The organism is uncultured Desulfovibrio sp. (assembly GCF_944324505.1).
Lineage (GTDB): Bacteria > Desulfobacterota > Desulfovibrionia > Desulfovibrionales > Desulfovibrionaceae > Desulfovibrio.
Map to the genome: position 1 here is coordinate 486,330 of NZ_CALUWO010000001.1, position 22,459 is coordinate 508,788.

At 63.3% G+C, this 22,459-nt stretch carries 18 protein-coding genes and 1 tRNA gene; 9 read left to right on the forward strand and 10 right to left on the reverse strand.

Annotated elements, in window-relative coordinates; translation table 11 throughout:
• The first annotated feature begins 2 nt into the window (after nucleotides 1-2).
• Both Q0J57_RS02335 and Q0J57_RS02340 read left to right on the forward strand, forming a co-directional pair.
• Nucleotides 3-704 carry a hypothetical protein gene (locus Q0J57_RS02335; RefSeq protein ID WP_297216626.1) on the forward strand — a complete coding sequence of 234 codons (702 nt, stop codon included), beginning with the start codon at nucleotides 3-5 and terminating at the stop codon, nucleotides 702-704.
• 75 nt (nucleotides 705-779) lie between these two features.
• Nucleotides 780-1,337 (forward strand): single-stranded DNA-binding protein, encoded by a 558-nt coding sequence (locus Q0J57_RS02340; protein WP_297216628.1) that lies wholly within the window; start codon nucleotides 780-782, stop codon nucleotides 1,335-1,337.
• 320 nt (nucleotides 1,338-1,657) lie between these two features.
• Here Q0J57_RS02340 and phoU read toward each other — a convergent pair whose 3' ends face one another.
• From phoU to Q0J57_RS02360, 4 genes are read right to left on the reverse strand one after another with little or no spacing between them, the layout of a single operon-like run.
• Nucleotides 1,658-2,338, reverse strand: a complete 681-nt coding sequence (phoU, locus tag Q0J57_RS02345; protein WP_297216630.1) for a phosphate signaling complex protein PhoU — start codon at nucleotides 2,336-2,338, stop codon at nucleotides 1,658-1,660.
• Nucleotides 2,339-2,370: 32 nt separating this feature from the next.
• The gene (pstB, locus tag Q0J57_RS02350; protein ID WP_297216633.1) at nucleotides 2,371-3,126 is read right to left on the reverse strand and encodes a phosphate ABC transporter ATP-binding protein PstB; all 756 of its coding nucleotides are present in this window, start codon (nucleotides 3,124-3,126) and stop codon (nucleotides 2,371-2,373) included.
• Nucleotides 3,123-4,913, reverse strand: a complete 1,791-nt coding sequence (locus Q0J57_RS02355; RefSeq protein ID WP_297216636.1) for an ATP-binding protein — start codon at nucleotides 4,911-4,913, stop codon at nucleotides 3,123-3,125. The genes pstB and Q0J57_RS02355 overlap by 4 nt, the downstream gene beginning before the upstream one ends.
• A 49-nt stretch (nucleotides 4,914-4,962) precedes the next feature.
• A complete protein-coding gene (locus Q0J57_RS02360) occupies nucleotides 4,963-5,643 on the reverse strand; it encodes a response regulator (RefSeq protein ID WP_297216800.1) in 681 nt (226 codons plus the stop codon).
• A 251-nt stretch (nucleotides 5,644-5,894) separates the two neighbouring features.
• Between Q0J57_RS02360 and Q0J57_RS02365 the strand changes: the two genes are divergently transcribed.
• The 7 genes from Q0J57_RS02365 to Q0J57_RS02395 all read left to right on the forward strand — a co-directional run bounded on the left by Q0J57_RS02365 (nucleotide 5,895) and on the right by Q0J57_RS02395 (nucleotide 14,163).
• Entirely contained in the window at nucleotides 5,895-6,710 is an 816-nt protein-coding gene (locus Q0J57_RS02365) for a phosphate ABC transporter substrate-binding protein (protein WP_297216639.1), read from the forward strand.
• 201 nt (nucleotides 6,711-6,911) lie between these two features.
• Complete coding sequence (gene pstC, locus Q0J57_RS02370; RefSeq protein ID WP_297216642.1) at nucleotides 6,912-7,799, forward strand: phosphate ABC transporter permease subunit PstC; 888 nt, start codon at nucleotides 6,912-6,914, stop codon at nucleotides 7,797-7,799.
• A gap of 20 nt (nucleotides 7,800-7,819) precedes the next feature.
• Nucleotides 7,820-8,713 carry a phosphate ABC transporter permease PstA gene (gene pstA, locus Q0J57_RS02375; protein WP_297216643.1) on the forward strand — a complete coding sequence of 298 codons (894 nt, stop codon included), beginning with the start codon at nucleotides 7,820-7,822 and terminating at the stop codon, nucleotides 8,711-8,713.
• Between the two features lie 307 nt (nucleotides 8,714-9,020).
• Nucleotides 9,021-9,980 carry a tripartite tricarboxylate transporter substrate binding protein gene (locus tag Q0J57_RS02380; protein ID WP_297216645.1) on the forward strand — a complete coding sequence of 320 codons (960 nt, stop codon included), beginning with the start codon at nucleotides 9,021-9,023 and terminating at the stop codon, nucleotides 9,978-9,980.
• Between the two features lie 84 nt (nucleotides 9,981-10,064).
• Nucleotides 10,065-12,071 (forward strand): tripartite tricarboxylate transporter permease, encoded by a 2,007-nt coding sequence (locus Q0J57_RS02385; protein ID WP_297216647.1) that lies wholly within the window; start codon nucleotides 10,065-10,067, stop codon nucleotides 12,069-12,071.
• Nucleotides 12,072-12,242: 171 nt separating this feature from the next.
• Complete coding sequence (locus Q0J57_RS02390; RefSeq protein WP_297216649.1) at nucleotides 12,243-13,169, forward strand: hydroxyacid dehydrogenase; 927 nt, start codon at nucleotides 12,243-12,245, stop codon at nucleotides 13,167-13,169.
• Between the two features lies 1 nt (nucleotide 13,170).
• Nucleotides 13,171-14,163: an Ldh family oxidoreductase gene (locus Q0J57_RS02395; protein WP_297216650.1), complete on the forward strand. Its 993-nt coding sequence runs from the start codon at nucleotides 13,171-13,173 to the stop codon at nucleotides 14,161-14,163.
• Between the two features lie 130 nt (nucleotides 14,164-14,293).
• Here Q0J57_RS02395 and Q0J57_RS02400 read toward each other — a convergent pair whose 3' ends face one another.
• The 6 genes from Q0J57_RS02400 to Q0J57_RS02425 all read right to left on the reverse strand — a co-directional run bounded on the left by Q0J57_RS02400 (nucleotide 14,294) and on the right by Q0J57_RS02425 (nucleotide 22,321).
• Nucleotides 14,294-14,710 carry a hypothetical protein gene (locus tag Q0J57_RS02400; RefSeq protein ID WP_297216652.1) on the reverse strand — a complete coding sequence of 139 codons (417 nt, stop codon included), beginning with the start codon at nucleotides 14,708-14,710 and terminating at the stop codon, nucleotides 14,294-14,296.
• A 7-nt stretch (nucleotides 14,711-14,717) separates the two neighbouring features.
• Entirely contained in the window at nucleotides 14,718-15,176 is a 459-nt protein-coding gene (locus Q0J57_RS02405) for a type III secretion system chaperone (protein WP_297216654.1), read from the reverse strand.
• 23 nt (nucleotides 15,177-15,199) lie between these two features.
• Entirely contained in the window at nucleotides 15,200-19,615 is a 4,416-nt protein-coding gene (locus tag Q0J57_RS02410; protein ID WP_297216656.1) for a hypothetical protein, read from the reverse strand.
• Between the two features lie 484 nt (nucleotides 19,616-20,099).
• A tRNA-Ser gene (locus Q0J57_RS02415) sits at nucleotides 20,100-20,194 on the reverse strand.
• A gap of 123 nt (nucleotides 20,195-20,317) precedes the next feature.
• On the reverse strand, nucleotides 20,318-21,061 hold the full coding sequence (gene nadD, locus Q0J57_RS02420; protein ID WP_297216658.1) for a nicotinate (nicotinamide) nucleotide adenylyltransferase: 744 nt from the start codon (nucleotides 21,059-21,061) through the stop codon (nucleotides 20,318-20,320).
• Nucleotides 21,062-22,321, reverse strand: a complete 1,260-nt coding sequence (locus tag Q0J57_RS02425) for a glutamate-5-semialdehyde dehydrogenase (RefSeq protein WP_297216660.1) — start codon at nucleotides 22,319-22,321, stop codon at nucleotides 21,062-21,064.
• Nucleotides 22,322-22,459: the final 138 nt, after the last annotated feature.

A 22,459-nucleotide genomic window follows, 5' to 3' on the forward strand; every position in this document is an offset into this window, starting at 1 on the left:
CCGTGGGCAAGGCGCTCCAGATACGCCTTCAGGCGGTCACCCGGCAGGATGCCGCACAACAGCGCTGGCCCGGCCTCGTCCGCTGCCTTGCGGCGGACGAGCCGCTTCGCGGGCAGGATATGGCCCGCCGGCTGCCGCAGGTTCTGCGCCTTTCCCTCACCGAGGCCGGTCCGCTCCTGCGGGCGCTCTTCTGCCTGGAAGAACACCTGGGAGCCTGGCAGACGGTGGCAGCCCAGGCCGCTGCCAGAGAGCTGGAACACTGCCTTGACCAGCGGGAAGCCCTGCTGCACAATCCAGAGGAACGGCAGACATCCGAAACGGCCCGGCCGCCGGTATTGCTGCTGGAAACCGTGGCCGTGTTCTGGAATCCGGACCTGCTGCCCCGCCTCTGGCCCGCGCTGTTTGGCCCTGCCGCAGGAAACGACACCCCGCAGCCCGTGCAGCTGGATGATCTGCTTCAGGTGGCGGAGGCTGCCGCCCGACGCAGCGACGCGACGGAACATTCCCGGACGGCGGACCTGCTTGCTGCCCTGCGCGCGACCCTGGCGGACCTGCGCCAGAGCTGCGCAGATAATGTGCCGGCTGCGGCCAATGCCTGTAGCGACAGGCTGGAGGAACAGCTTTCCCAGCTGGATGCCGTCCTGCCCGGCGGCCATGCCCCACGCCGGCGCTGGCTGCCATTTTTCGGCAACAGAAACCGCTAGGATGGCAGCCGCCGCCACACCGGCCATGCCGCCATTGCCGTCCGCCCTCCGGGCAGGACAGAAAAGGAGCCTTCTATGCTGAACAAAGTCATGCTCATCGGCCGCCTTGGCCGGGACCCCGAACTGCGCTACACCCAGAGCGGTTCCCCCATTGCCAGCCTCAGCGTGGCCACGGACGAATCCTACGTGGACCGCGACGGCAACAAGGTGGAACGCACCGAATGGCACCGGGTTTCCGTGTTTCAGCCCCGCCAGGCGGAAAACTGCGCCAACTATCTGAGCAAGGGCAGCCTCGTCTATGTGGAAGGCAGCCTGCAAACCCGCAAATGGCAGGATCAGAACGGCCAGGATCGCTATACCACCGAAATCCGGGCGCAGCGCGTGCAGTTTTTGGACCGCCGCAGCGACCGCAGCGGCGACAATGCCGGCGGCTACGAGGACGACTACTCCCAGGCGCCGCAGCCCCGCGGCCGCAGCCATGGCGGACAGGGCGGCGGCTACCAGCAGGCGCGCCAGCAGGCGCCCCGCCGCCAGGCCCCGCAGCAGGCCATGCCGGATGAAGACATGGGGTCCCCCTTCCCGTCCGAGGTCAACCGTCCGCTGGACGGCGATATGGACAAGGTTCCCTTCTAGTTGCCACGCCACGCACCCGGGAGCACACAAGCCCCACCGGCGCAGGTGCCATGCGCGCGCAGGGCGAGCCGTGCGGCCGCCTGATGCTTCCCCGGTTTCCGGCCGGCGCTGCCCGGCGTTATCCGGCACGGGGTGGATACGGCTCCCTATCTCCATACATAGCGCCAAAAGGGCGTTCCCGCAGCGGGAACGCCCTTTTCTCATCAAGCCAGTCTGCCGCCTTGCCTCTGTCTGGCCGGTCTGTCTGGCCTGCCAGACCACGGCATGCCGGGAAACAAGCGCCTGGAGAAAAGCGGCCCCTTTCCCCAGGCGCAAAACGTCTAGCGGCAGCTGTCGCCCCCGTGCTTGAGGCTGGTGCCCTGGGTGATGAAGTGCACGTGGGCCGCCACGTTGACGGCCCGGCGCCAGATACGCGAAAAGCTGTGTACCACCAGAATCAGATGCATGACCCAGTGGGGGTCGCAGGTGGGGGTGCTGGTCAGCCGTTCCATAAGGCGCTGGATGACCAGCACCTCGCTTTGCACGGCATCGTCATCCTCGTCACGCATGCGCAGGGCCACATTGCCGTCATTGTCGCGAAAGGCGCCCTCGGCCAGGGCAAAGGCCGCGCGGGTCCGGGCCATCATTTCCCGCAGCTCCTCCAGCATGGCGGGGTGCTGGCCCAGGTCCTGAAGCAGGATGGCCTGCTCGGCAATGTTCACGGCCTCGTCCCCCATGCGTTCCAGGTCACCCACCATGCGCATGGCGCCCACCACAAAGCGCAGATCGCGGGCCACGGGCTGAATCCGGGCCAGCACGCACAGGGCCTGTTCGTCAATCTCGTCTTCCAGCTCATCAATGGCCGTATCCCCGTCAATGACCGCTGCCGCACGGGCCGGCGTGGTTTCGTCAAGGGCGCGAAAGCTCTCGTCAAGGGCAATGCCCACCGTGGCAAACATGACCAGCAGGCGGGTACGCAGCCCTGCAATGGCCTGACCGGGAAACTGTTTTTCCTGTTTCATGGCAATATTCCTTCTGCTGCCGGGTATGCGACCTAACCGAAGCGGCCGGTAATATAGTCTTCGGTCTGTTTCTGGCTCGGCCGGGTGAAGATGGTGTCGGTGGGGCCATGCTCGATGAGCCGTCCCATGTAGAAAAAGGCCGTTTCGTCAGAAATGCGCGCCGCCTGCTGCATGCTGTGGGTCACGATGATGATGGTCAGACCATCGCGCAGTTCCTGGATACTGTCCTCCAGCTTGCGCGTGGCAATGGGGTCCAGGGCGCTGGCCGGTTCGTCCATGAGCAGCACGTCAGGCTCCACGGCCAGCGCACGGGCAATGCACAGGCGCTGCTGCTGTCCGCCGGACAGGCCCAGGGCCGAATCGTCCAGACGGTCCCGCACCTCGTCAAAGAGGGCTGCCCGCCGCAGGGAGGTTTCCACCTTTTCCTCAATGAGCCGGCGGTCGGAGATGCCGTTGACGCGCAGGCCATAAGCCACATTCTCAAAAATGCTCTTGGGAAAGGGGTTGGGTTTCTGAAAGACCATGCCCACCCGGCGGCGCAGGGCCACCACATCGGTGGCGGGCCGGTTCACATCCTGCCCGTCCAGCATGATGCTGCCCTCCACGCGGGCATTGGGCACCAGATCGTTCATGCGGTTGAGGCAGCGCAGAAAGGTGGACTTGCCACAGCCGGACGGGCCGATGAGAGCCGTTACCTTGCCGGCGTAAAAATCCAGGTCCACATCATGCAGGGCATGATTCTTGCCATAAAAAACATTGATCTTGCGGGCCGAAAGACTGGGGTTCATGCGTTTTCTTCCTCGGCAGAGGCCGTTTCTCCGGCACAGGCCAGCGTGAATTCAAAGGATGTGCTGCCGTCCGGCGCAGGGCTGCGGACGCCGATGGTTCCGCCGCACTGCTCCACGGCATGCTTGCAGATGGCCAGCCCCAGCCCGGTTCCGCCCTGGCTGCGATGCCGTTCCACCTGATAGAAGCGTTCAAAGATGCGGCTCTGATCCGCCGCCGGAATGCCGGGGCCGTCATCCACCACCCGGAAGCGCCACTTTCCGTCCTCCTGCTGTGCAAAAACACGGATGGCGCTGTCAGCGGGGGCATAACGGCAGGCATTTTCCACCAGATTACGGAGCACCTGCATGAGCAGGCGGGCATTGGCCCGGACCTGACACGCTGGGGGCACGTGCGAGACCAGCGTCAGGTGGCGGGCCTCCAGCGCACTGCGGCACTGGTCCCGCACCTGTTCCAGCACAGGCGGCACGTCCACAGCCTCCAGTGGTATGGACGAGGCCGCATCCAGCCGGGTCAGTTGCAGCAGATCCTCCACCATGCGGGCCAGGGCACAGGCATGCTTGTGGATGATTTCGGCAAAGCGGCGGGCCTGCGGCGTTTCGCTGAGTTCCAGCAGGGTTTCGGCCGATCCCTGTATGGCCGTCAGCGGCGTGCGCAGCTCATGGGAGACATTGGCCACAAAGTCCCGCCGCACGCGCTCCAGGCGCACAAAGGCGCTCACGTCATGAAAGACCGCCACCAGGCCCAGCCTGTCCTCGGCCAGCCCGGAGCGTGACAGCACCACCGCCAGACTGACCCCGGAGGGCAGTTCCAGCATGAGCTGGCGCTGCCATTCCCGTTCAGCGCTGTCCGCCCTGACGGCCAGCAGGCTGTCCACCGCTTCCTGCATGGCCGGATGGGGGATGGCCTCGATGACCTGAGCGCCCAGCTTCTGGCTTACCAGGGGAAAGAACTGGGACAGCGCCGTATTGCAGCGCCGTATCTGCCCTTGCGGCCCCAGCACCAGCACGCCGTCGCTCATGGTATCCAGCACCGCTTCCAGCTGGGCCGCCTGATCCGCCGAGTGGCGCACCTCGCGTTCGATATTGCCGGCCATGCGGTTGACAGCCTCCACCAGGGGCGCGAATTCCTGCCCCGGCAAACGGCAGAGGCGCCGCTGGAAATTGCCCAGGGAAATGGCCTCCACCATATCAATCATGGAACGCAGGGAACGTCGCAAGGCGCCGGAAAAAAGGACGGCCATGACAATGGCCACCACAGCGGCCACAGCCGCCACCTGAGAGAGTACCGCCAGCCGGGTATTGATGGCGTCCCGCAGGACGGGCAGCGGCAGGGCAAGACGCAGGATGCGCCCGTCGCTCAGGGCGCTGGCGGCATAGGCAAAGTCCTGCCCCAGGGTACCGCTGTGCCGGATGGCAAAGCCGGACCCCGAAGTCGCCGCCTCGCGCATTTCCGGGCGGTCACTGTGATTGTCCATGCTTTCAGGCGTCAGCCCGTGGGAACTTTCCAGCAGCACCCTGCCCTGCGCATCCACCACGGAACAGCGCATGGGCCAGTTGCCGAAACTTTGTTCCACCCGTGCCATGCCCCGTGCCAGGTCCGGGCTTTCATCCAGAAGGGCAGCCGCAAGCTGCGTATGGCGCATCATGACAGTGCGGAAATCTTCCAGCTGCCGGTCCTCCAGAAACAGGCGGACGGAAAACAAGCCCAGGATGCCCGAGGTCAGCGCCACGGTCAGCACTGCGCAGAACACCCGAAACCGAAAGGACGACCAGAAACGCTTCATCATTCCACCAGACTCCGTTTACCCGGACCCGAAGGTCCCTTCCAGCGTGCCGTCAGGCATGCAGGCGATAGCCTACCCCGCGCACCGTTTCCACCATGTCCGCCCTGGCTCCCAGCTTCTGACGCAGGCGCCGCACATGGGTATCCACCGTGCGGGCATAGCCTTCAAAGCTGTAGCCCCATACCGTATTGAGCAGCTGCTCGCGGGTGCGCACCGCCCCCGGATGCCGCATGAGGTCTTCCAGCAGGCGGAATTCCGTGGCCGTCAGATTGACCATGGCGCCATCCACGCTCACCGTATGGGCCACCCCGTCCAGCACAATGCCGTTGCGGCTCAGGGATGGGGCACGCTGCCCCTGTTCCGTGCGGCGCAGGATGGCCTTGACCCGCAGCATCAGCTCCCGCACGCTGAAGGGCTTGACCACATAGTCGTCCGCCCCCAGGCTCAGGCCCACCACGCGGTCCACCTCTTCGCCGCGGGCCGTCAGCAGCAGCACAGGAATCTGTGCCGTGCTGGCTCCGGAAAGCAGCCGGCGGCAGACCTCAAACCCATCCATGCCCGGCAGCATCACATCCAGAATGACGCACTGCGGCAGCGCCGTCTGCGCCTTTTCCAGGCCCTCCGGCCCGTCGGCAGCCTCCAGCACGGCATAGCCTTCGCGCTCCAGATGGAAACGTACCAGCTCCCGGATATCGGCCTCGTCCTCTACCACCAGAATGGTTGCCACAATCAGCCTCCTTGCGTGGGCACAGTCAATCCCCGCTGTGCGCCATAACGATGATGGGTATGTTACGATATGGTGACAAGCGCAGCAGACCCCTGTTTTCCCCTGTTGTCAGCCTGCCGCCGGCAGGCAAAAGAATTTCTTCCTGTCGCCAGAGTGTCGCCGGCGTGACGCAAATCCGTAACACTGGCAGCGCAAAAGAGCCTTGCGCAAGGGACGTTCCCCCGCGCAAAACACCTGACATCAAGGAGAAAAAGACCATGTCTTTCGGTAAGGTTCTGGCCGCGCTGGCCACTGTGTGCTGCCTCGCTGTGCCTGCCAGGGCGCAGGATATTGTCATCAACGGATCCACCACCGTGCTGCCCGTCATGCAGAAGGCCGGCGAATCCTTCATGGCGGCGCATCCCGACATGCACCTCACCATTTCCGGCGGCGGTTCGGGCAACGGCATCAAGGCCCTACTGGAAAAGCAGTGCGATGTGGCCATGAGTTCCCGCCACGTCAAGGACAAGGAAATGACCGCTGCCAAGAAAAACGGCGTTTCCCCGGTGACCACGGCCATTGCCGTTGACGCCATCGTGCCCGTGGTGCACCCCCAGAATCCGGTAAGCAACCTCAGTGTGGCCCAGCTTGCCGACATCTATGCCGGCAAGATCACCAACTGGAAGGACCTGGGCGGCAAGGACGCCAAAATCGTGGTCATCAGCCGCGATACCTCCTCCGGCACCTTTGAATGCTGGCAGGAACTGGTCATGGGCAAGGTCCGCGTGGCTCCCTCTGCGCTCATGCAGGCATCCAACGGCGCTGTGGTGCAGGCCGTTTCCAAGAACCCCAATGCCATCGCCTATGTGGGCCTGGGCTATCTGGACAAGAGCGTGAAGGGCCTCACGGTCAACAACGTTTCCGCCACGGCCAAGACGGCCCTGAGCAAGGAATGGCCCATCGCCCGTGAACTCTACGTGGTCACCGACGGCGCCCCCAAGGGCGGCGTGAAGCAGCTGGTGGACTACCTGCTGGCTGCCGACAAGGGACAGAAGGACGTGCTGGCCGTGGGCTACGTACCGCTGAGCCGCTAGGCTGAAAAGGGCAGAGGGGGTCGGGGCACGGCCCCGGCCCGTACTGTTCCCGTCAGGAAGCCCCGTGGAGCGCCCCCCATTGGCAGGGGGGCCGCCGGCCGGTGCGGCCAGACCGCCCGGCAGGGTCCGGAGGCATTCCCCGTATCTCCCTTGCCGGGCGGAGCGTGCTGCTCCGCCATCCCCGGCAAAACCGGAGCACCTATGCTGATAGCCACCAAGGAAAAATGCTTTCGCGGTACGGTTGCCCTTGTGGCAGGAAGTTCCCTGCTTGCCCTTGCGGGCATTGTCTTCTTTCTCTTTCTGGAGGGCCTGCCGCTCTTTGCTCACTACTCGCTCACGGATTTTCTCTTCGGTTCGCTCTGGTACCCCACGGAAGATCCCGGACTTTTCGGCATCCTGCCGCTTATTGTGGCCTCGCTGGCCGTCACGGCCCTGTCCTCGCTGCTGGCGGTACCGCTGGGCGTGCTCACCGCCATCTACCTCAATGAGGTAGCCCCCGCCATGGTGCGCCGCATCGTCAAGCCCTTTGTGGAACTGCTGGCCGCCCTGCCCTCGGTGGTCCTGGGCTTTCTGGGCATGGTGGTACTGGCGCCCTTCCTGCAGGAAACCCTGGGCGCCGCCACGGGCCTCAATCTGCTCAATGCCTCGCTGGTGCTGGCCATCATGAGCGTGCCCACCATCTGTTCCGTTTCCGAGGATGCCCTGCACGCCGTGCCCCGCACCCTGCGCGAAGCCTCGCTGGCCATGGGGGCCACCCGCTGGCAGACCATCTGCCGGGTCACGGTGCCTGCCGCCCTTTCCGGCATCGGCACGGCCGTCATGCTGGGCATGTCCCGCGCCATAGGGGAAACCATGGTGGTGCTCATGACCGCCGGCGGCGCCGGCATCATTCCCACGTCGCTGCTGGACCCCGTCCGGCCCATGCCGGCTTCCATTGCCGCCGAAATGGCCGAAGCCCCCTTCCGCAGCGACCATTACCATGCCCTTTTCGCCATCGGCATTGTGCTGTTCTTCCTGACGCTGGCCTTCAACGTCATTGCCTCCCGCATTGCCGAAAAGCACCGGCAGGCGGGTTCCTCCAGCCTCTAGATCGGAATACAGGAGCCGCCATGTCTTCCCTTTCCCCTGAAAATCTCGCCGTCATGCGGGCATCCGCCCTTCGCCGCCGCCTCACCGAAAAGGCCATGTTCGGCATGCTGCGCCTGGTGGCCGCGGCCAATGTGCTCATTCTGGTGGGCATCTGCGTCTTCCTCGTCGTGCAGGGCCTGCCGGCCCTGTCCTGGGAATTTCTCACCGAGCCTCCCCGCAGGATGATGACCGAGGGCGGCATCCTGCCCTGCATCATGGGCACGGCCATCCTGTCCCTGGGGTCCCTGCTGCTGGCCTTTCCGCTGGGCGTGCTCAGCGCCGTCTATCTGCACGAATACGCCGGCAGGTCCCGCCTGGCAGGCTACGTGCGCCTGGGCGTCAACAATCTGGCGGGCGTGCCCTCCGTGGTTTTCGGCCTCTTCGGCCTGTCCTTCTTTGTCACCTTCTGCGGCTTTGGCGTGTGCATTCTTTCCGGGGTGCTGACCCTGGCCGTGCTGACCCTGCCCGTCATCATCAATACGGCAGAGGAAGCCCTGCGCGCCGTGCCCGCCACCTATCGCGAGGCATCGCTGGCCCTGGGGGCGGCCCGCTTTCAGACCATTCTGCGGGTTGTGCTGCCCTGCGCCCTGCCGGGCATGCTCACCGGCGCCATCCTGGGGGTGGCGCGTGCCGCCGGCGAAACCGCGGCCATCATGTTCACGGCGGCCGTCTTTTCCACGCCCAAGACCCCGGACTCGGTATTCAGCGCCGTCATGGCTCTGCCCTATCACATGTACGTGCTGGCCACGGCCGGCACGGACATCGAAAAAACCCGCCCCCTGCAGTACGGCACGGGCCTGGTCCTCATTCTGCTGGTGCTGGGCATGAATCTGGCGGCCATCATCCTGCGGGACAGACTCCAGCGCAGGCACTGATCCCGCCACCAGAGGGGAGAAGCCGGGCCTCCTGCGACATCTCCCCGGCAGCAACAGCCGGCATGTTCCTTCCGCATGCCGGCTTCCGTCATTGCCCGTTCCCGCATATTCCGGCCTTCGCTCCTTGACTGGCCATCCGGCTGCCCTTCCGGCAGATTGCGCAGCCCGACGTGCCCAAACCAGCCGGGATTTTTTATATTTTTCAGTGATTACGGCATTTTTCCCCTTGAGATATTGCAGGGACTACCGTATCCTCCGGGGTATGGTTGGTTTGTGACCATGGCTGGCAACAACATTGGAGGTTTCCATGAAGCGTTTCATTTGGCTCGTTGTCTTCCTGTTCCTGATGGGCGTCTCGGCGGGCGGCAATGCCCTTGCCTATCCCGACAAGCCCGTCAACATGATCATTGCCTTCACGGCCGGTGGTTCCAGTGATGTGCAGGCCCGCATCATGCAGAAATACTGGGACAAGTATGCGCCCAAGCCCTGGGTGTTTGTGTACAAGCCCGGTGCTGGCGGCATCATCGGCTTCACCGAAATAGCCAATGCCCGCAAGGACGGCTACACCATCGGCGGCCTGAACCTGCCGCACATGATCCTGCAGTACTACGGTCAGGATGCCCGCTTTACTTCGGACAGCTTTGACTACATCTGCCAGGTGGTCAATGACCCGCAGTGCATTGCCGTGCGCAAGGACAGCCCCTTCAAGACCACCCACGAAATCCTGGACTATGCCAGGAAGAATCCCGGCAAGCTGCGCGTGGGTCTGGTGGGGCCGCTGTCCGGTCATCACCTCATGTACCTGGAAATGCAGCGCAAGCTGCCTGACGTCAAGCTGTCGCCCGTGTTCTACAAGGGCGCTGCTGACCAGAATGCCGCCCTGCTCGGCGGGGAAATCGACTTCATTCTGGGCAACATCAATGACGTGATGCGCTCCATCGACGAATTCCGCATTCTCAATGTGGCCGCCGAAAAGCGCAACGACTTCCTGCCCAAGGTGCCCACCCTGCGGGAAGACGGCATCGACATCGTGTCTGACATCCGCCGCCTCTTTGCCGCGCCCAAGGGTGTGGACCCCGCAATCCTCAAGGAACTTCGCGCCATCTTCAAGAAGATCTGTGAAGATCCCGAATACCTGGCCGACATGAAGAAGGCCGGCCAGCCTGCCGAATACCTGGATGCCGATGCCCTCAAGGCCTATATCGACAAGCAGGACGGCATCATCAAGACCTATCTGCAGGAAGAAGGTCTGCTGAAGAGAAAGTAGTCGTACCCTGTATAACAAGAAATACATGCCGTGCCTTGCAAGAGGCACGGCATTTTCACCTGACGACAGACGCTCGAGGCTGCCATGACTGAATTTCTTGTTCCCTCCCTGCTCAATCTTATAGATCCGTTCAACATTGTTCTCATGCTGCTGGGCCTTACCGGCGGCATCATCATCGGTGCGCTGCCGGGCCTTTCCGCCACCATGGGCGTGGCCCTCATGGTTCCCGCCACCTTTGTCATGCACCCCACCAGCGGCCTGGTCATGCTGGGGGCCATCTACGCCGGGGCCATCTATGGCGGCGCCAATTCCGCCATTCTCATCTGCACGCCCGGCACGCCCTCTTCCGTGGCCACCACCTTTGACGGCTGGCCACTGACCCAGAAGGGGCAGGCGGATGTGGGCCTGTATACCTCGCTACTGTCCTCGGCCTTCGGCGGCATCGTGGGGACCATCTTTCTGCTCTGTCTGGCGGCCTCGCTGGCCCGCTTTGCTCTGCAGTTCGGCGGACCTGAAAACTTCTGGCTCTGCCTGTTCGGTCTGTCCACCATTGCGGTCATGACGCCGGACAATATGGGCAAGGGCATCCTGTCCGGGGCCATCGGTCTGCTGGTTTCCACCATCGGTCTGGACCCCAATACGGGATCGCCCCGCTTCACCTTCGGCACCTATTCCCTCATTCAGGGGATTTCCGTCATCCCCTGCATGATCGGTCTGTTCTCCTTCTCCCAGGTGCTCTACCTCATCGGCACCAACAAGACCTATATTGCAGAATACAAACCGCAGAAGGGCAACTTTCTGCGGGTGATCCGCTATCTGGCCAGCAAATGCAAGGTCAATCTGGTACGTTCCTCCATCATCGGCACCGGAGTAGGCATGCTGCCCGGGGCCGGCGGTGAAATTGCGTCCATCATTTCCTACAACGAGGCCAAGCGCTGGTCCAAGAACCCCGACCAGTACGGCAAGGGCTGCATCGATGGCGTCGCCGCCTCGGAAAGTGCCAATAATGCCGTCATCGGCGGTTCGCTCATTCCCATGCTGACCCTGGGCATCCCCGGCAGTGCCGTGGCGGCGGTCATCCTGGGCGCCCTCATGGCCCACGGCATCCAGCCCGGATTCAAGATCTTCACCGCCACCGGCGAGCTGGCCTATACCTTCATTTTCTCCCAGTTTGTCGTCAACCTGCTCATGATTCCCGTGGGCTTTGTGCTCTGCCGCTGCATGGCCCGCCTGCTCAGCATCCGCCTGACCCTGGTGGCCATTGCCATTGTGGTGCTGGCCTATATCGGCGCCTATGCCATCAGCAACAGTCCGCTGGATATCTGGGTGGTTTTTGTCTTCGGCCTTTTCGGCTTCTTTGCCGGCAAGGTGAATCTGGACACGGGCGCCATGGCCCTGGGCGTCATTCTTGGTCCCATGATCGAGGAAAACCTGGGCAAGTGCTTTGACCTGTCCCGGGCCGTCAGCGGCGGTCTGCCCCAGGTCATGCTGGAAGGCAGCATCAACAAGGTCCTCATCCTGGCCCTGTGCCTTTCCCTGCTGACGCCCATCATGCTGCTGCGCAAGAACCGCAAGAATCGCCAAAAGCTCCTGGCCGAGGGCCGTACACCGGCCGAACCCGCCGGACAGCCCTGGTGGTGCGATCTGCTGGCCGGTCTGGCCTGCATAGGCATTGCCGCGGCCTTTGGTTTGCAGTACGAAGGGCTTTCCGGCGTCAGCGCCATCTTCCCCGAAGTCCTTACCAGTCTTATCGGCCTCGGTGGTCTGTACTTCGTGATCAAGGGGCTGCTGCGCCGCAGCCGCAAGGCGGCTGCCCGTGGCGATGACGAACCGGTGGCCTGGAAGGGGGTGGTGCAGATCACCATTGCCGCCCTTGTCTATGCCGTGCTTATCAACGTGCTGGGCTTCTATTCGGCCACCTGCATCTACATCATCCCCATCACGCTCATTCTCAGCGGCAGAGACAGCAAGCGCCCGCTGCCGGTACGCCTGCTCATGGCCGTGCTCTTTGCCGTCATTTTCTGCCTGCTCATCTGGCTGTGCTTCACCAATCTGCTCAATGTGCCTACGCCGGTGGGCCTGCTGTTCTAGGGCAGTGCGCCATGCACGGACAACACTGACACGCAGTTTGCCCGCCTTCCGGCCGGGACCCTTTCCCGGCCGGATTTTCGGGTTCCGGTATGGTGACCATACCGCCTTCTGATGCCTACGGACCCTTCACAGGTCCGGATCCTTTTTCATACAGCTGTAAAGGAGATTCCCATGACGAAAGTCGTTATTTCCGAATTCATGGATGAAGGCGCTGTTACGGAACTGCAAAAGCGCTATTCCGTGGTGTATGATGCCACCCTGGTGGATGACGCCGCCAGACTTGCCGACGAAGTGAAGGACTGCGACGCCCTCATCGTCCGCAACCGGACGCAGGTCCGGGACGCCCTGCTGGCTGCTGCCGGCAAGCTGCGCGTGGTGGGCCGCCTGGGCGTGGGCCTTGACAATATCGCCCTGGATCAGTGCAAGGCACGCCAGATCACGGTCATCCCGGCCACGGGCGCCAACAATGTTTCCGTGGCCGAATACGTCATGGCCGGCCTGCTCATGATGGCCCGCGGCTGCTATACCCGCAGCGCCGAAGTGGCCGGCGGCCTCTGGCCCCGCAACAGCATGATCGGCGGAGAAATTTACGAAAAGACCCTGGGTATTGTGGGCTTTGGTGGCATTGCCCACGAAGTGGCCCGCCGTGCGCAGGCCTTCGGCATGAAACTCGTGGCCTATGACCCCTTCCTGCCCGCCGATCATCCGAGCTGGAAGGAATACAACGTCTGCCGCAGCACCCTGGAAGACCTGCTGCCCGTGGCGGATTTCGTGACCCTGCATGTGCCGCTGACGCCCGATACCCGCCATCTCATGAGTGCGGAACGCCTGGCCCTCATGAAGAAGGGAGCCTGCATCATCAACAGCTCGCGCGGCGGTGTCATTGACGATGACGCCCTGGCCGCCGCCCTGACCAGCGGTCAGCTGGGCGGCGCCATGCTGGACGTGTACGAAAAGGAACCCATGCCCGCCGATACGGCCATCGGCAAGGCGCCCAACTGCTACATGACGGCCCATATCGGCGGCGTTACCCGCGAATCCAACAAGCGCGTGAGTTCGCTCATCGCACAGAAAGTTATTGAAGCGCTGGAGGCGTAACATGCATCTGACTGTAGAAAATCTGCGCAAACTGGGTGAGGATGTCTTCCGCAAGGCTGGTGTGCCCGACGCCACCACGCACTGCGTAGTGGATGCCCTGGTACGGGCGGAACTGGACGGCATGCCCTCGCACGGTTTTTCGCGCATTCCCTTCTATGTGGACCAGGCCCGCACCGGCAAGGTCAAGGCCGATGCCACCCCCGTGGTCACCCGCCCCACGCCGGCCACCGTCATGGTGGATGCCGGCTACGGCTATGCCTTCCCTGCCATGGAAAAGGCCCTGCATGCGGCCATGGAAGAAGCGCAGGACATGGGCATTGCCTTCTTTGGCGTGCATAATTCCCATCACTGCGGCGTGCTGGGCCTCTATGCCGAAGAAGCTGCCCGCAAGGGCTTTCTGGCCCTGATCTTTTCCAATACGCCGGCGGCCATGGCTCCGTGGAACGGCTGCCGGGCCTCCTTCGGCACCAATCCCATTGCCTTCGGCTGCCCCCGTGACGGCAAGGACCCCATCGTGGTGGACATGTCCCTGAGCAAGGTGGCCCGCGGCAAGATCATGAACGCCAGACAGCAGGGCAAGCCCATCCCCGAAGGCTGGGCGCTGGACGCCCAGGGCAAGCCCACCACGGACCCCGAGGCTGCCATGAAGGGCACCATGATCCCCGTGGGCGATGCCAAGGGCGCCGCCCTGGCCATGATGGTGGAAATTCTGGCCGCGGCCCTGCCCGGCGCCAACTACGCCTTCCAGGCCAGCTCCTTCTTTACGGCGGACGGTCCGGCCCCGGCCATCGGCCAGTCGGGCATCCTCATTGCCCCTGCCCGCATCAACGCCGGCTTTGGCGCGCACCTGGAAGAACTGTGCGCCCATATGCTGGGCCAGGACGGCGTGCGCCTGTCCGGCTCGCGCCGCCTCGCTCTGCGCCAGCAGCACCTGCGCGACGGCATCGACCTGAATGACGCCCTGTACGAAGACCTTGTGAAGCGGGCCGGCTAGCCTGCTCCCCTGACCTGACGCATGCCGGCACGGCCTCCCGCAGCGGAGACCGTGCCGGCTTTTTTTGGGGGGGAACAACCTGCCAGCGTTGCCGTCAGGCCAAAAACTCCCTTGTGGCAAACAGCAGCACCTACCAGCTCTTGCCCTGCAAGAATCTTTCCCTGAGCTGCAAGCATTTCGGCGCCACAACATCCCATATCCAGACCCGGTTGCCGTCATCCTCAAAGACCTTGCCGTGACTGTTTCCCGCTTCTGTTTTCATGCTGGCGTAATTTTCCGAAAAGCGTTTCACATACAGGGCGGGATTGCCGTTCCCATCACATGACACCATGTTGTTCCCATCGGTATTTGCGGAGACGCCCGGCAAGAAGTGTGTACTGTGAAAGCGGGTCATATCTGCCACGATATCATTTCCGTCAAAAACTCTGTATTCTTCCTGCTCCTGGCGCAGCAGTTCAAAGTATTGGCAGCTCCCGCTGGCCGCTTCCGCACCGGTCGCGCCGGGTGAGGTCTGCCGGGAGATTCCGGCGGCTCCGCAGGCCCGCATCCAGGAATCACACCCAGAGCATGGTTCCGGCAAATGATGCCATGTCGCTTGTATCACGCTGCTCTGTCAGGTGTTGTTCCACATCGGCAATCAGGCTGGCCGCCTGTTCCGCAAAGCGTTGCAGGGCATTGCCAAGGCGGGCTGGTGTCAGATCAGCTTCTGCAAGGCTGACGGAAAACAGCAGTGTCCGTGTGGGGGGATAGAGGCCCAGATGGCCTCCCCCCAGTCTGGCGCCGAACAGGCTAGTTTCCAGCAGAAATTCGCAGAGACCGGACGAGGCATCGGCGGGCAGCCGTCCCAGGCTGCAATAGAGCACAAGCCGTTGCTCCGCCTCCCTGTACTCAAGCGCGACGGCAAGACCGCGCACCGTAATTTCGGCCATGCCCGAGGCATTGAGGGAAACAGCGGGCAGTCCGGCGCCGGGCAGGGCCTGGGCAAGAAGGGCATTCACCGTGGACAAAGACATGGCAGATTCCTGTTGTTGCGGTATTATTCGGCCTGTGGCAGCGGGATATTCAGGCTTTCTCCGGTACGAAAACGCGCCAGCGACGTATGGCGCGCATACTGGAATATGCCCAGACCGGGCGACCAGTTTCTGGCAATGCCGGCGGGCGTGACATTTTTGACGCTCAAACGCGTGGCCGTGTAGGAATCCAGGGAGGCGAGCAGATCGTGCGCCGCCCTCAGCGCAACGTCACGGGTAGTGTCATCCGTGGCCATGCGTGCCCTGATGAACAGGCCGCGCGCCTTTTCCAGCACGGCGGGCTTCAGATCGCGGTGTACCGTAAGCCTGGCCGTCGGCGGCAGGCCGCGCAGGAGTTTTTCAAACGCGCTGCAGAACACCGGGTCCTGCTCCATGCGCTGGCGCACGGCGGAGGGCAGCAGCAGAAGGCGCGCCACGTCCCGGGTGATCCCCCCCTGCAACGAACCGACCTGGCATTCCGTCTCCGCGCAGCAGGAGGTTTGCAGGCCCTTCGGCCCGGTGGCCAGCTTGAAGCGCTGTTCCAGGTCCAGCGACAGGCTCCGTGCCACGGTGGTCTTGCGACTGGAAAACATGGTCGTGTCGTGTATCAGGCCCGCAGAAGCACTGGCCATCAGCGATGCACGCCCCTTGAGGCTGAAGGTGGTGGTTTCACCCCAGGCATTCTGCTCCACCTGTCGCGTCATCTCGCCGGCAAGAGCCAGCGAGGCCGTGCCTGCCAGCGAGGCCACAGAACCGTGCCCCAGCGCTGTCTGAAACAGCGTCGAGGTAATGCCGGTGGACACATCGGCGGAAACGGTGCTGCCGTCGATGAAGCGTATCTGCGTGGCGGCCAGCAGTGTGGACATGTCGGGGCGCTCCGACGAATGCAGGTGCATCCCGGAATCCGGGCGCATGAAGACGTTGAGAAAGGCCTCGCAATCTCCGGCGCTGGAAAAGGTCAGGGCCAGGCCATGTTCGCTTCTGTGGCCTATGTTGCCGCCCACCACGGCCTTGCCAGCACTTCCGGGGATGCTGCTTTTCATGGTGGCCCCGATGGATGCGGCAAGCCCCCCCTTGAGCAGGACCTGATAGCAGCCCTGGCCCGCATTGCATACCGTGAGACTGTTATTGTGCATGAGCCGCAGGCGCAGGGAAAGCGGATGCGCCACGTTGACCCGGTTGATCAGCGAACCGGGCGTGGTGGTGGGCGTGAAGATGGCACCGGTATCCATGACCATGCCGCGCGTCCTGTCATAGACAAAGCCGCTGCCCGGAAGAGACGCCTCACGCATGAGCGCATGCACGCCTTCTGCCCGGCGGCGCGCGTCGGACAGAAGCGTGGTATTGATGAAGTCCCGTGTCCGCTTTCGGGCCGCAAGGCGGCTCAGGCCCTCGTCACGCCATTCCCGCTTCATGGCCTCCACGCTTTCCCTGCCGGCAAAGTCCAGCGACGTTCTGCCGGCAGCGCGGCGCAGTGCCTTTTGGTCCAGGGTGCCATCGGCCTTTGTCAGCGAGATCAGCGTGAGCCTGATGAACTGCTTCGTCAGGCCGGCATCCACGGGCAGCCCCCAGGTTCTGAGCTGCTCGCGCACGGCGCGTCCGGTTTGCGGATCACGGATGCTGAACAGACTGACGGGCTGCTGAGATTCCACAAAAACCTTGTACAGACCGGCGGTAATCGTCTGCTGGATCTGCCGGATATTTTCCTTGCCGATCTGCTTTCCCAGCATCTTTCGGCTGTGATCGATACGCTTTTGCAACCGGCCGATTTCGGCGCGGGTCTGACGGATGCGGCGCAGGGTTTCCCCGGCCCGCGTGCTGAACAAGCCGTTGACCTTGATGGGCGCCTCAAAGAATCGCAGGGCACGGGCACGCGGCAGCATGAGCCGCAGCACGGTTTCCAGATCAGGCGTATCGTTGCGGTGGCGGAAACTATGACTCAGCGTAAAGGGGCTGACGCCATGCAGTTCCCCCAGCAGACCGTCTATCCGGCGCAGCAGGTCAGTCCTTTCCGCCCCGGGAGCATCCGGCGGCAGCGCAGACAGATCCTTGTGCAGATTTTCGATGGCCAGCACGGTCTTGCAAACAGCCATTCTGCCGGCGCGCCGGTGCGGCCAGCTGGGTTGCAGCAGGCTCCTGTCCAGCTCCCTCTCCCTGACACGTTTTTCATGGCGGGTCATGGTGGCGCGCAACCGGACAATTTCGCCGGTACTGCGGGCAAGTGCCCGCATGGTGCCCGCGTGATCTTCAAAGCGTTGCAGATCGCTCAGAAATGCGCGCCGTTTCTGCGCCTTTTCCGTCACCGCCCGCCGGGCATCGTCGGGAGATTCACCGCCAAGCATGTTGGCATACAGGGCGCCTGTCTTTCTGACCATGGCCGCGTCAATGGCAGCGCCATCCAGCGTCATGCCCGTGCCGCCCTGGACAAAGCGATCCTCGGGGCGGATGAGACCGGTAAGGTTGACGATATGATGATCCAGCGCCAGACGGGCCAGATATTCGGGAGAACTTTCGTACAGGCTGTGTTCCCGCCGGGCGGCTCCCGATGTGCCAGTCAGCCTGGCACGCTTGAGGACCAGGCGTCCCGCAGCAAGAAGTTCCGTCTCTCCCCGAAAGCCCCGTACAAAGTGGTCGCAGGCGCGCTGCAACTCGCGCCGGCAGTAGGCGCCGTACTTCGGATCCTCAAGGTTTCGGCCCAGTTCTTCGGCATAATCTACGGTACGTGTGTCCAGGCCCAGGGCCTGACACCAGGCCCTGACATCGCCCGGATGCACGGCCTCCGCTCCCGTCAGGGGCAGCAGACCGGCATTGACCGCCCGTCTCTGCAACAGGGCCACATGCGCGATATGATAATTGAAGTCCGGGATATCCACCTTTCTGGTCAGACTGCCCACAATGTCCGGTGTGAGCAGAAAGGAACGTGCCGAGGCCGTGGCCATGCCGTGGAGCGTTCGTTCCAGGGCCGCTGCGCGGCTCTTGCCGGACGCCTCTTCGCCAACAAGCAGAAGGCTCAGCAGGTGCCGGCTGGCCACCGTGCACTGATGCTGCAACTCCACTTCCCGCTCGTGCCCGGGTACCAGCAGTTTTTTCAGTTCCAGCGCCGTGTCGGCGTATTCTGGATAGGCCCCCTGAAAAACCATGTCCACATAGCGCAGGACCTCGGCACGGCTGGCCCTGTCGGCCAGGCCCGTCTGCTGCTGTATCTCGGTGGCGCCGGCGGCAAGCACGCGGACAAGCGTATCCCGGTGGCCCTGCGCGCCCGCCCAGACCAGACCCTGCTGCACCAGCTCCAGAATGACCTCGGGGCGCTGTCCGGCATGCAGGGACAATCGGGCCAGATCACGCAGCGTGTCATGCGTTAGCGGCGGCTGCGCCGTCTGGAAGCGCTCGAGCAGGATGGCCGCCGTTTCCACCAGCGAATCTTCCAGCACGGCAAGATCGTCCCCCACCACGCCGATGCCCAGCTCCAGACCTTCGGCAGCCTCCTGCAGGGCCTGCGGATCGCCCGCCGCCATCTGCTCCATGAGCTGCGTCTGCTCCCTGCCGTTGCGCCAGATAAGAGAGAGATCAGCCAGCGTATCCATACTCCTGGCCTTGCCGATGCCTTCGGCGTGCCGCAGGGCATCAAGGTCCCCCAGCCGCTCGTCAAGATGCGTGCGGCTCTCGATGGCATTGGTCAGCTGAATCCGGCTTTCCATGAGGCGCGCCTTGAGCATGGCGGTATACGATACTTCCTGCGCTTCCCCGGCAGGCGCCGCATCGAGCAGGTCGGCCAGCCTGGCCTCATGGCTGCGCAGCTGCTCCATGGTCATGTTCTGCCCACGCAACAGGCCGGGTTTGAAATCGCGCAGCATGGCAAACAGTTCTTCGGGCACCTCCAGCTCGCGCATGCGCTCCTCAAGCGGCATATCGGCGGATTCGTCCACCTCGGCATCCCCCTGCGCTGCCGCAACGGATGTCGTATCTTCAGCCTTTGCCGCGGCGGAAGGCGCCTCCGGCTCGAGCGCCTCCTGTGCGGTGACGGTTCCGGCCGTGTCTGCGGCGGACAGACCTGATGCAGGGGCGACAGTTTCCCCCTGGGCAGCCGCCGGAGCGAAAACGGGGGCATCCGCCAGCCCCTCGCTCTCTTGTGTCTGCCATCTGTCAGGCCCTTCTGCCGGGGCAGCCCTGACGGCCTTGGCGGATGGTTCGTCGGCCAAGGCCTCGCCACATGCACTCATGCGAATTTCAGGAACATGGTTGAAGACCGGCGGCACGAACTGCCCGACCTGCTGCCGTGGCAGCGCAGACGCTGCCGGCTCCAGCTTCGCCATGCCGTCGTCATGTACCGTGGCGGCGTCGGCATCACGTCGGGCGCGGGTTTCCGATGTTTCTGCATTGCGCTGATGCAGCGTCGCTTCAGGAAGGTCCCGCTCCGGCACAATGGCCATTTCCTTTGCCACATCAAGCGCATCCTGCAGAAGGGGCGGCGCGTCACGCAAGACCTTTCCGGCAACGGAAATGTCAGGCTGTTCCTGAGACAACGCCCCCACGCCATGTCCCGGAACGGGTATGGTCGTGTCTACTCGGGAAATATCCCTGCTCATATCTGCTCCCTTCCGCCGTTTGCAACCACCCTTCGAGCGCTAAAAACAATATGACTATCCACCCTGTGCGCAGCCGTGGTACCGCATCCTGTATACACCAGGAGGGGCGTTGCCGCCAATAATACAGGGGGGAAAATGCCCATGAGAGGATACCGGCATATTTTTTACTGAAAAATGCACTAAGTTCTTTGCATAAAATGTGCCGATATTTGCGATGTGCTGACAAACGATAGGAACGTATGGAGACTTTTCTTGTTCCATCCTGCATTTTGATGAACGCAGCGCGCATAAAAAAAGTCCTTTCAGGCAATTATATACCCAAAAGGACTTCTACAATTTCTGGCGGAGAGGGTGGGATTCGAACCCACGTACCGGCTATTAACCGATAACTCGATTTCGAGTCGAGCGCGTTACGGCCAACTTCGCTACCTCTCCCACCGGAGTATCGACGTTTCGTCGAAGGCCGAAATCAAGAAATAGTCTGTTTCGGGCCAAAAGGCAAGTCTTTGAAAACGGACATCCGCCACGGCGGCACGCAGCGCCAGGCCGGCAGCACCGCTATGCATCAGGGCAAAGGGCATCCGCGCCAGACACCGTGCGGTCATCCCGCCAGTGCCGGACCACTTCCTCGCGGCGCAGGCGCAGCAGGTCCTCCACGGCCTGCGGCATGAGATAGTCCACATTGCGCCCGGCCAGCCAGCGCTGCCGGATGCGCGAGGCACTCACGGCCAGCCACGGCAGGGGCAGATAATGGGCCAGCCCGCCGCCCGGCAGGGCCATGCAGTGACTGCCGGGCAGCACGGGGGCATGTTCCTCTGCTGCCGGCCACAGGCGCCGCGCCGCCTCCACAAAAAAGCCGTGGTCCCGTTCGCCGCGGGGCACCACCACAAAATGACACAGCCGGGGCAGTTCCAGTCCGCGATGCCAGGTATGCAGCAGGGCAAAATCCGGCGTGCCCAGCACAAAATACAGCGGCCGCTCCGGCTCTCTGGCCCGAAAAACGGACAGCGTGTCCCAGGTATAGGAAAGGCCCTGACGCTGCCCCTCCTCCGTATTCAGCATGATGCCGGGCAGACCGCGGATGGCCGCCCGCACCATGTCTGCCCGCAGGGCAAAGGGCAGCAGGCCGCGCGCGGACTTGTGCGGCGGATTGGCACAGGGCATGAGTTCCAGCCTGTCCACCAGCGGCCCCAGGGCTTCGCGCACCTCAATGGCCAGACGCAGGTGTCCCACATGTGGCGGATTGAAACTGCCGCCCAGGATGGCCCGCCCCAGCAGCGGGCCTGCAACAGCGCAGGGCATCTACTGGCGGACCTGCCCCTGCCCCAGCACCATGAACTTGGTGGTGGTCAGTTCCTGCACGCCCATGGGGCCATAGGCATGGAGCTTGGACGTGGAAATGCCGATTTCCGCCCCAAGGCCCAGCTGCCCGCCATCATTGAAGCGTGTGGACACATTGATGCCCACCATGGAGGCATCGGCCTCGCGCACAAAGCGCATGGCCCGGGCATGGTCATTGGTGCAGATCACTTCCGTATGGTGCGAGCCGTAGCGGGCAATATGCTCCAGGGCGGCATCCAGGTCATCCACCACGCGCACGGCCAGGATGAGATCATGAAATTCCTGCCCCAGATCGTCGGGCTGCTGCGGTACGGCCGTGGGACCCAGCAGGGGCAGCGACACCGGACAGGCACGAAACTCCACGCCGGCCGCGCCTAGACGGGCCGCCACCCGCGGCAGGAAGGCCCCAGCCACGTCCCGGTGCACCAGCAGGCATTCCAGCGCATTGCACACGCCGGGGCGCTGCACCTTGGCATTGAAGGCAATGTTCTCGGCCGCCTCCAGATCAGCGGACTGATCCACAAAAAGATGGCACACGCCCTTGAAATGCTTGAGCACCGGCATGGTGGCCGCCTCGGTGACGGTGCGGACCAGACTTTCCCCGCCGCGCGGGATGATGACATCAATATACTGATCCAGTTTGCACAGGGCCGTGACGGCGGCATGGTCCGTGCTGGTGACCAGCTGGGCGGCATGGGCCGGCAGGCCCGCGGCGGCCAGGGCTTCCTGCAACAGGCCCGCCAGGGCCGTATTGGAATGCAGGGCCTCGCTGCCCCCGCGCAGAATGACGGCATTGCCCGCCTTGAGGCAGAGAATGGCCGCGTCAATGGTCACATTGGGCCGGGCCTCGTAAATCATGGCAATGACGCCCAGGGGCACGCGCATGCGCCCCACCAGCAGGCCGTTGGGGCGCTGCCACTGGCTGTCCAGTGCTCCGATGGGATCGGGCAGGCCGGCCACATGACGGCAGGCTCCGGCCATGTCGGCCAGAATGGCCGGTGTAAGGGTCAGGCGGTCCATGCGGGGAGCATCCAGCCCTTTCCGCCGGGCAGCCTCCAGGTCACGGGCATTGGCTGCCATGAGCGCATCGGCCCGGGTTTCCAGCAGGGAGGCAAGCGTTTCCAGTGCCGCAACCTTGGCCGCCGGAGCGGCGCTGCCCAGCACCCTGGCCGCACGCTGCGCCCTGGCGCCGATACCGGCCATGTCTTCTGCAAGGGTCATGGGAACTCCTTTTCCTGATGACGAATTATGCAATTATACCGTCAGCCGCCACCAAGGGCAAGCCGTGCGCGGAACGGGAATTATTTTGACAGCTCCGTCCTTGTGACCTATTCTCAATGCCTTGCCGTTTGGAGAAAA

Excerpts from the sequence above, each read along its gene's own strand:
- Q0J57_RS02390 (WP_297216649.1), top strand. The coding sequence starts at position 12,243 with ATGACGAAAGTCGTTATTTCCGAATTCATGGATGAAGGCGCTGTTACG.
- Q0J57_RS02400 (WP_297216652.1), bottom strand. The coding sequence starts at position 14,710 with ATGCGGGCCTGCGGAGCCGCCGGAATCTCCCGGCAGACCTCACCCGGC.
- Q0J57_RS02365 (WP_297216639.1), top strand. The coding sequence starts at position 5,895 with ATGTCTTTCGGTAAGGTTCTGGCCGCGCTGGCCACTGTGTGCTGCCTC.
- nadD (WP_297216658.1), bottom strand. The coding sequence starts at position 21,061 with ATGCCCTGCGCTGTTGCAGGCCCGCTGCTGGGGCGGGCCATCCTGGGC.
- phoU (WP_297216630.1), bottom strand. The coding sequence starts at position 2,338 with ATGAAACAGGAAAAACAGTTTCCCGGTCAGGCCATTGCAGGGCTGCGT.
- Q0J57_RS02355 (WP_297216636.1), bottom strand. The coding sequence starts at position 4,913 with ATGATGAAGCGTTTCTGGTCGTCCTTTCGGTTTCGGGTGTTCTGCGCA.
- Q0J57_RS02380 (WP_297216645.1), top strand. The coding sequence starts at position 9,021 with ATGAAGCGTTTCATTTGGCTCGTTGTCTTCCTGTTCCTGATGGGCGTC.
- Q0J57_RS02385 (WP_297216647.1), top strand. The coding sequence starts at position 10,065 with ATGACTGAATTTCTTGTTCCCTCCCTGCTCAATCTTATAGATCCGTTC.
- Q0J57_RS02405 (WP_297216654.1), bottom strand. The coding sequence starts at position 15,176 with ATGTCTTTGTCCACGGTGAATGCCCTTCTTGCCCAGGCCCTGCCCGGC.
- pstB (WP_297216633.1), bottom strand. The coding sequence starts at position 3,126 with ATGAACCCCAGTCTTTCGGCCCGCAAGATCAATGTTTTTTATGGCAAG.
- Q0J57_RS02425 (WP_297216660.1), bottom strand. The coding sequence starts at position 22,321 with ATGACCCTTGCAGAAGACATGGCCGGTATCGGCGCCAGGGCGCAGCGT.
- pstA (WP_297216643.1), top strand. The coding sequence starts at position 7,820 with ATGTCTTCCCTTTCCCCTGAAAATCTCGCCGTCATGCGGGCATCCGCC.
- Q0J57_RS02340 (WP_297216628.1), top strand. The coding sequence starts at position 780 with ATGCTGAACAAAGTCATGCTCATCGGCCGCCTTGGCCGGGACCCCGAA.
- Q0J57_RS02395 (WP_297216650.1), top strand. The coding sequence starts at position 13,171 with ATGCATCTGACTGTAGAAAATCTGCGCAAACTGGGTGAGGATGTCTTC.
- pstC (WP_297216642.1), top strand. The coding sequence starts at position 6,912 with ATGCTGATAGCCACCAAGGAAAAATGCTTTCGCGGTACGGTTGCCCTT.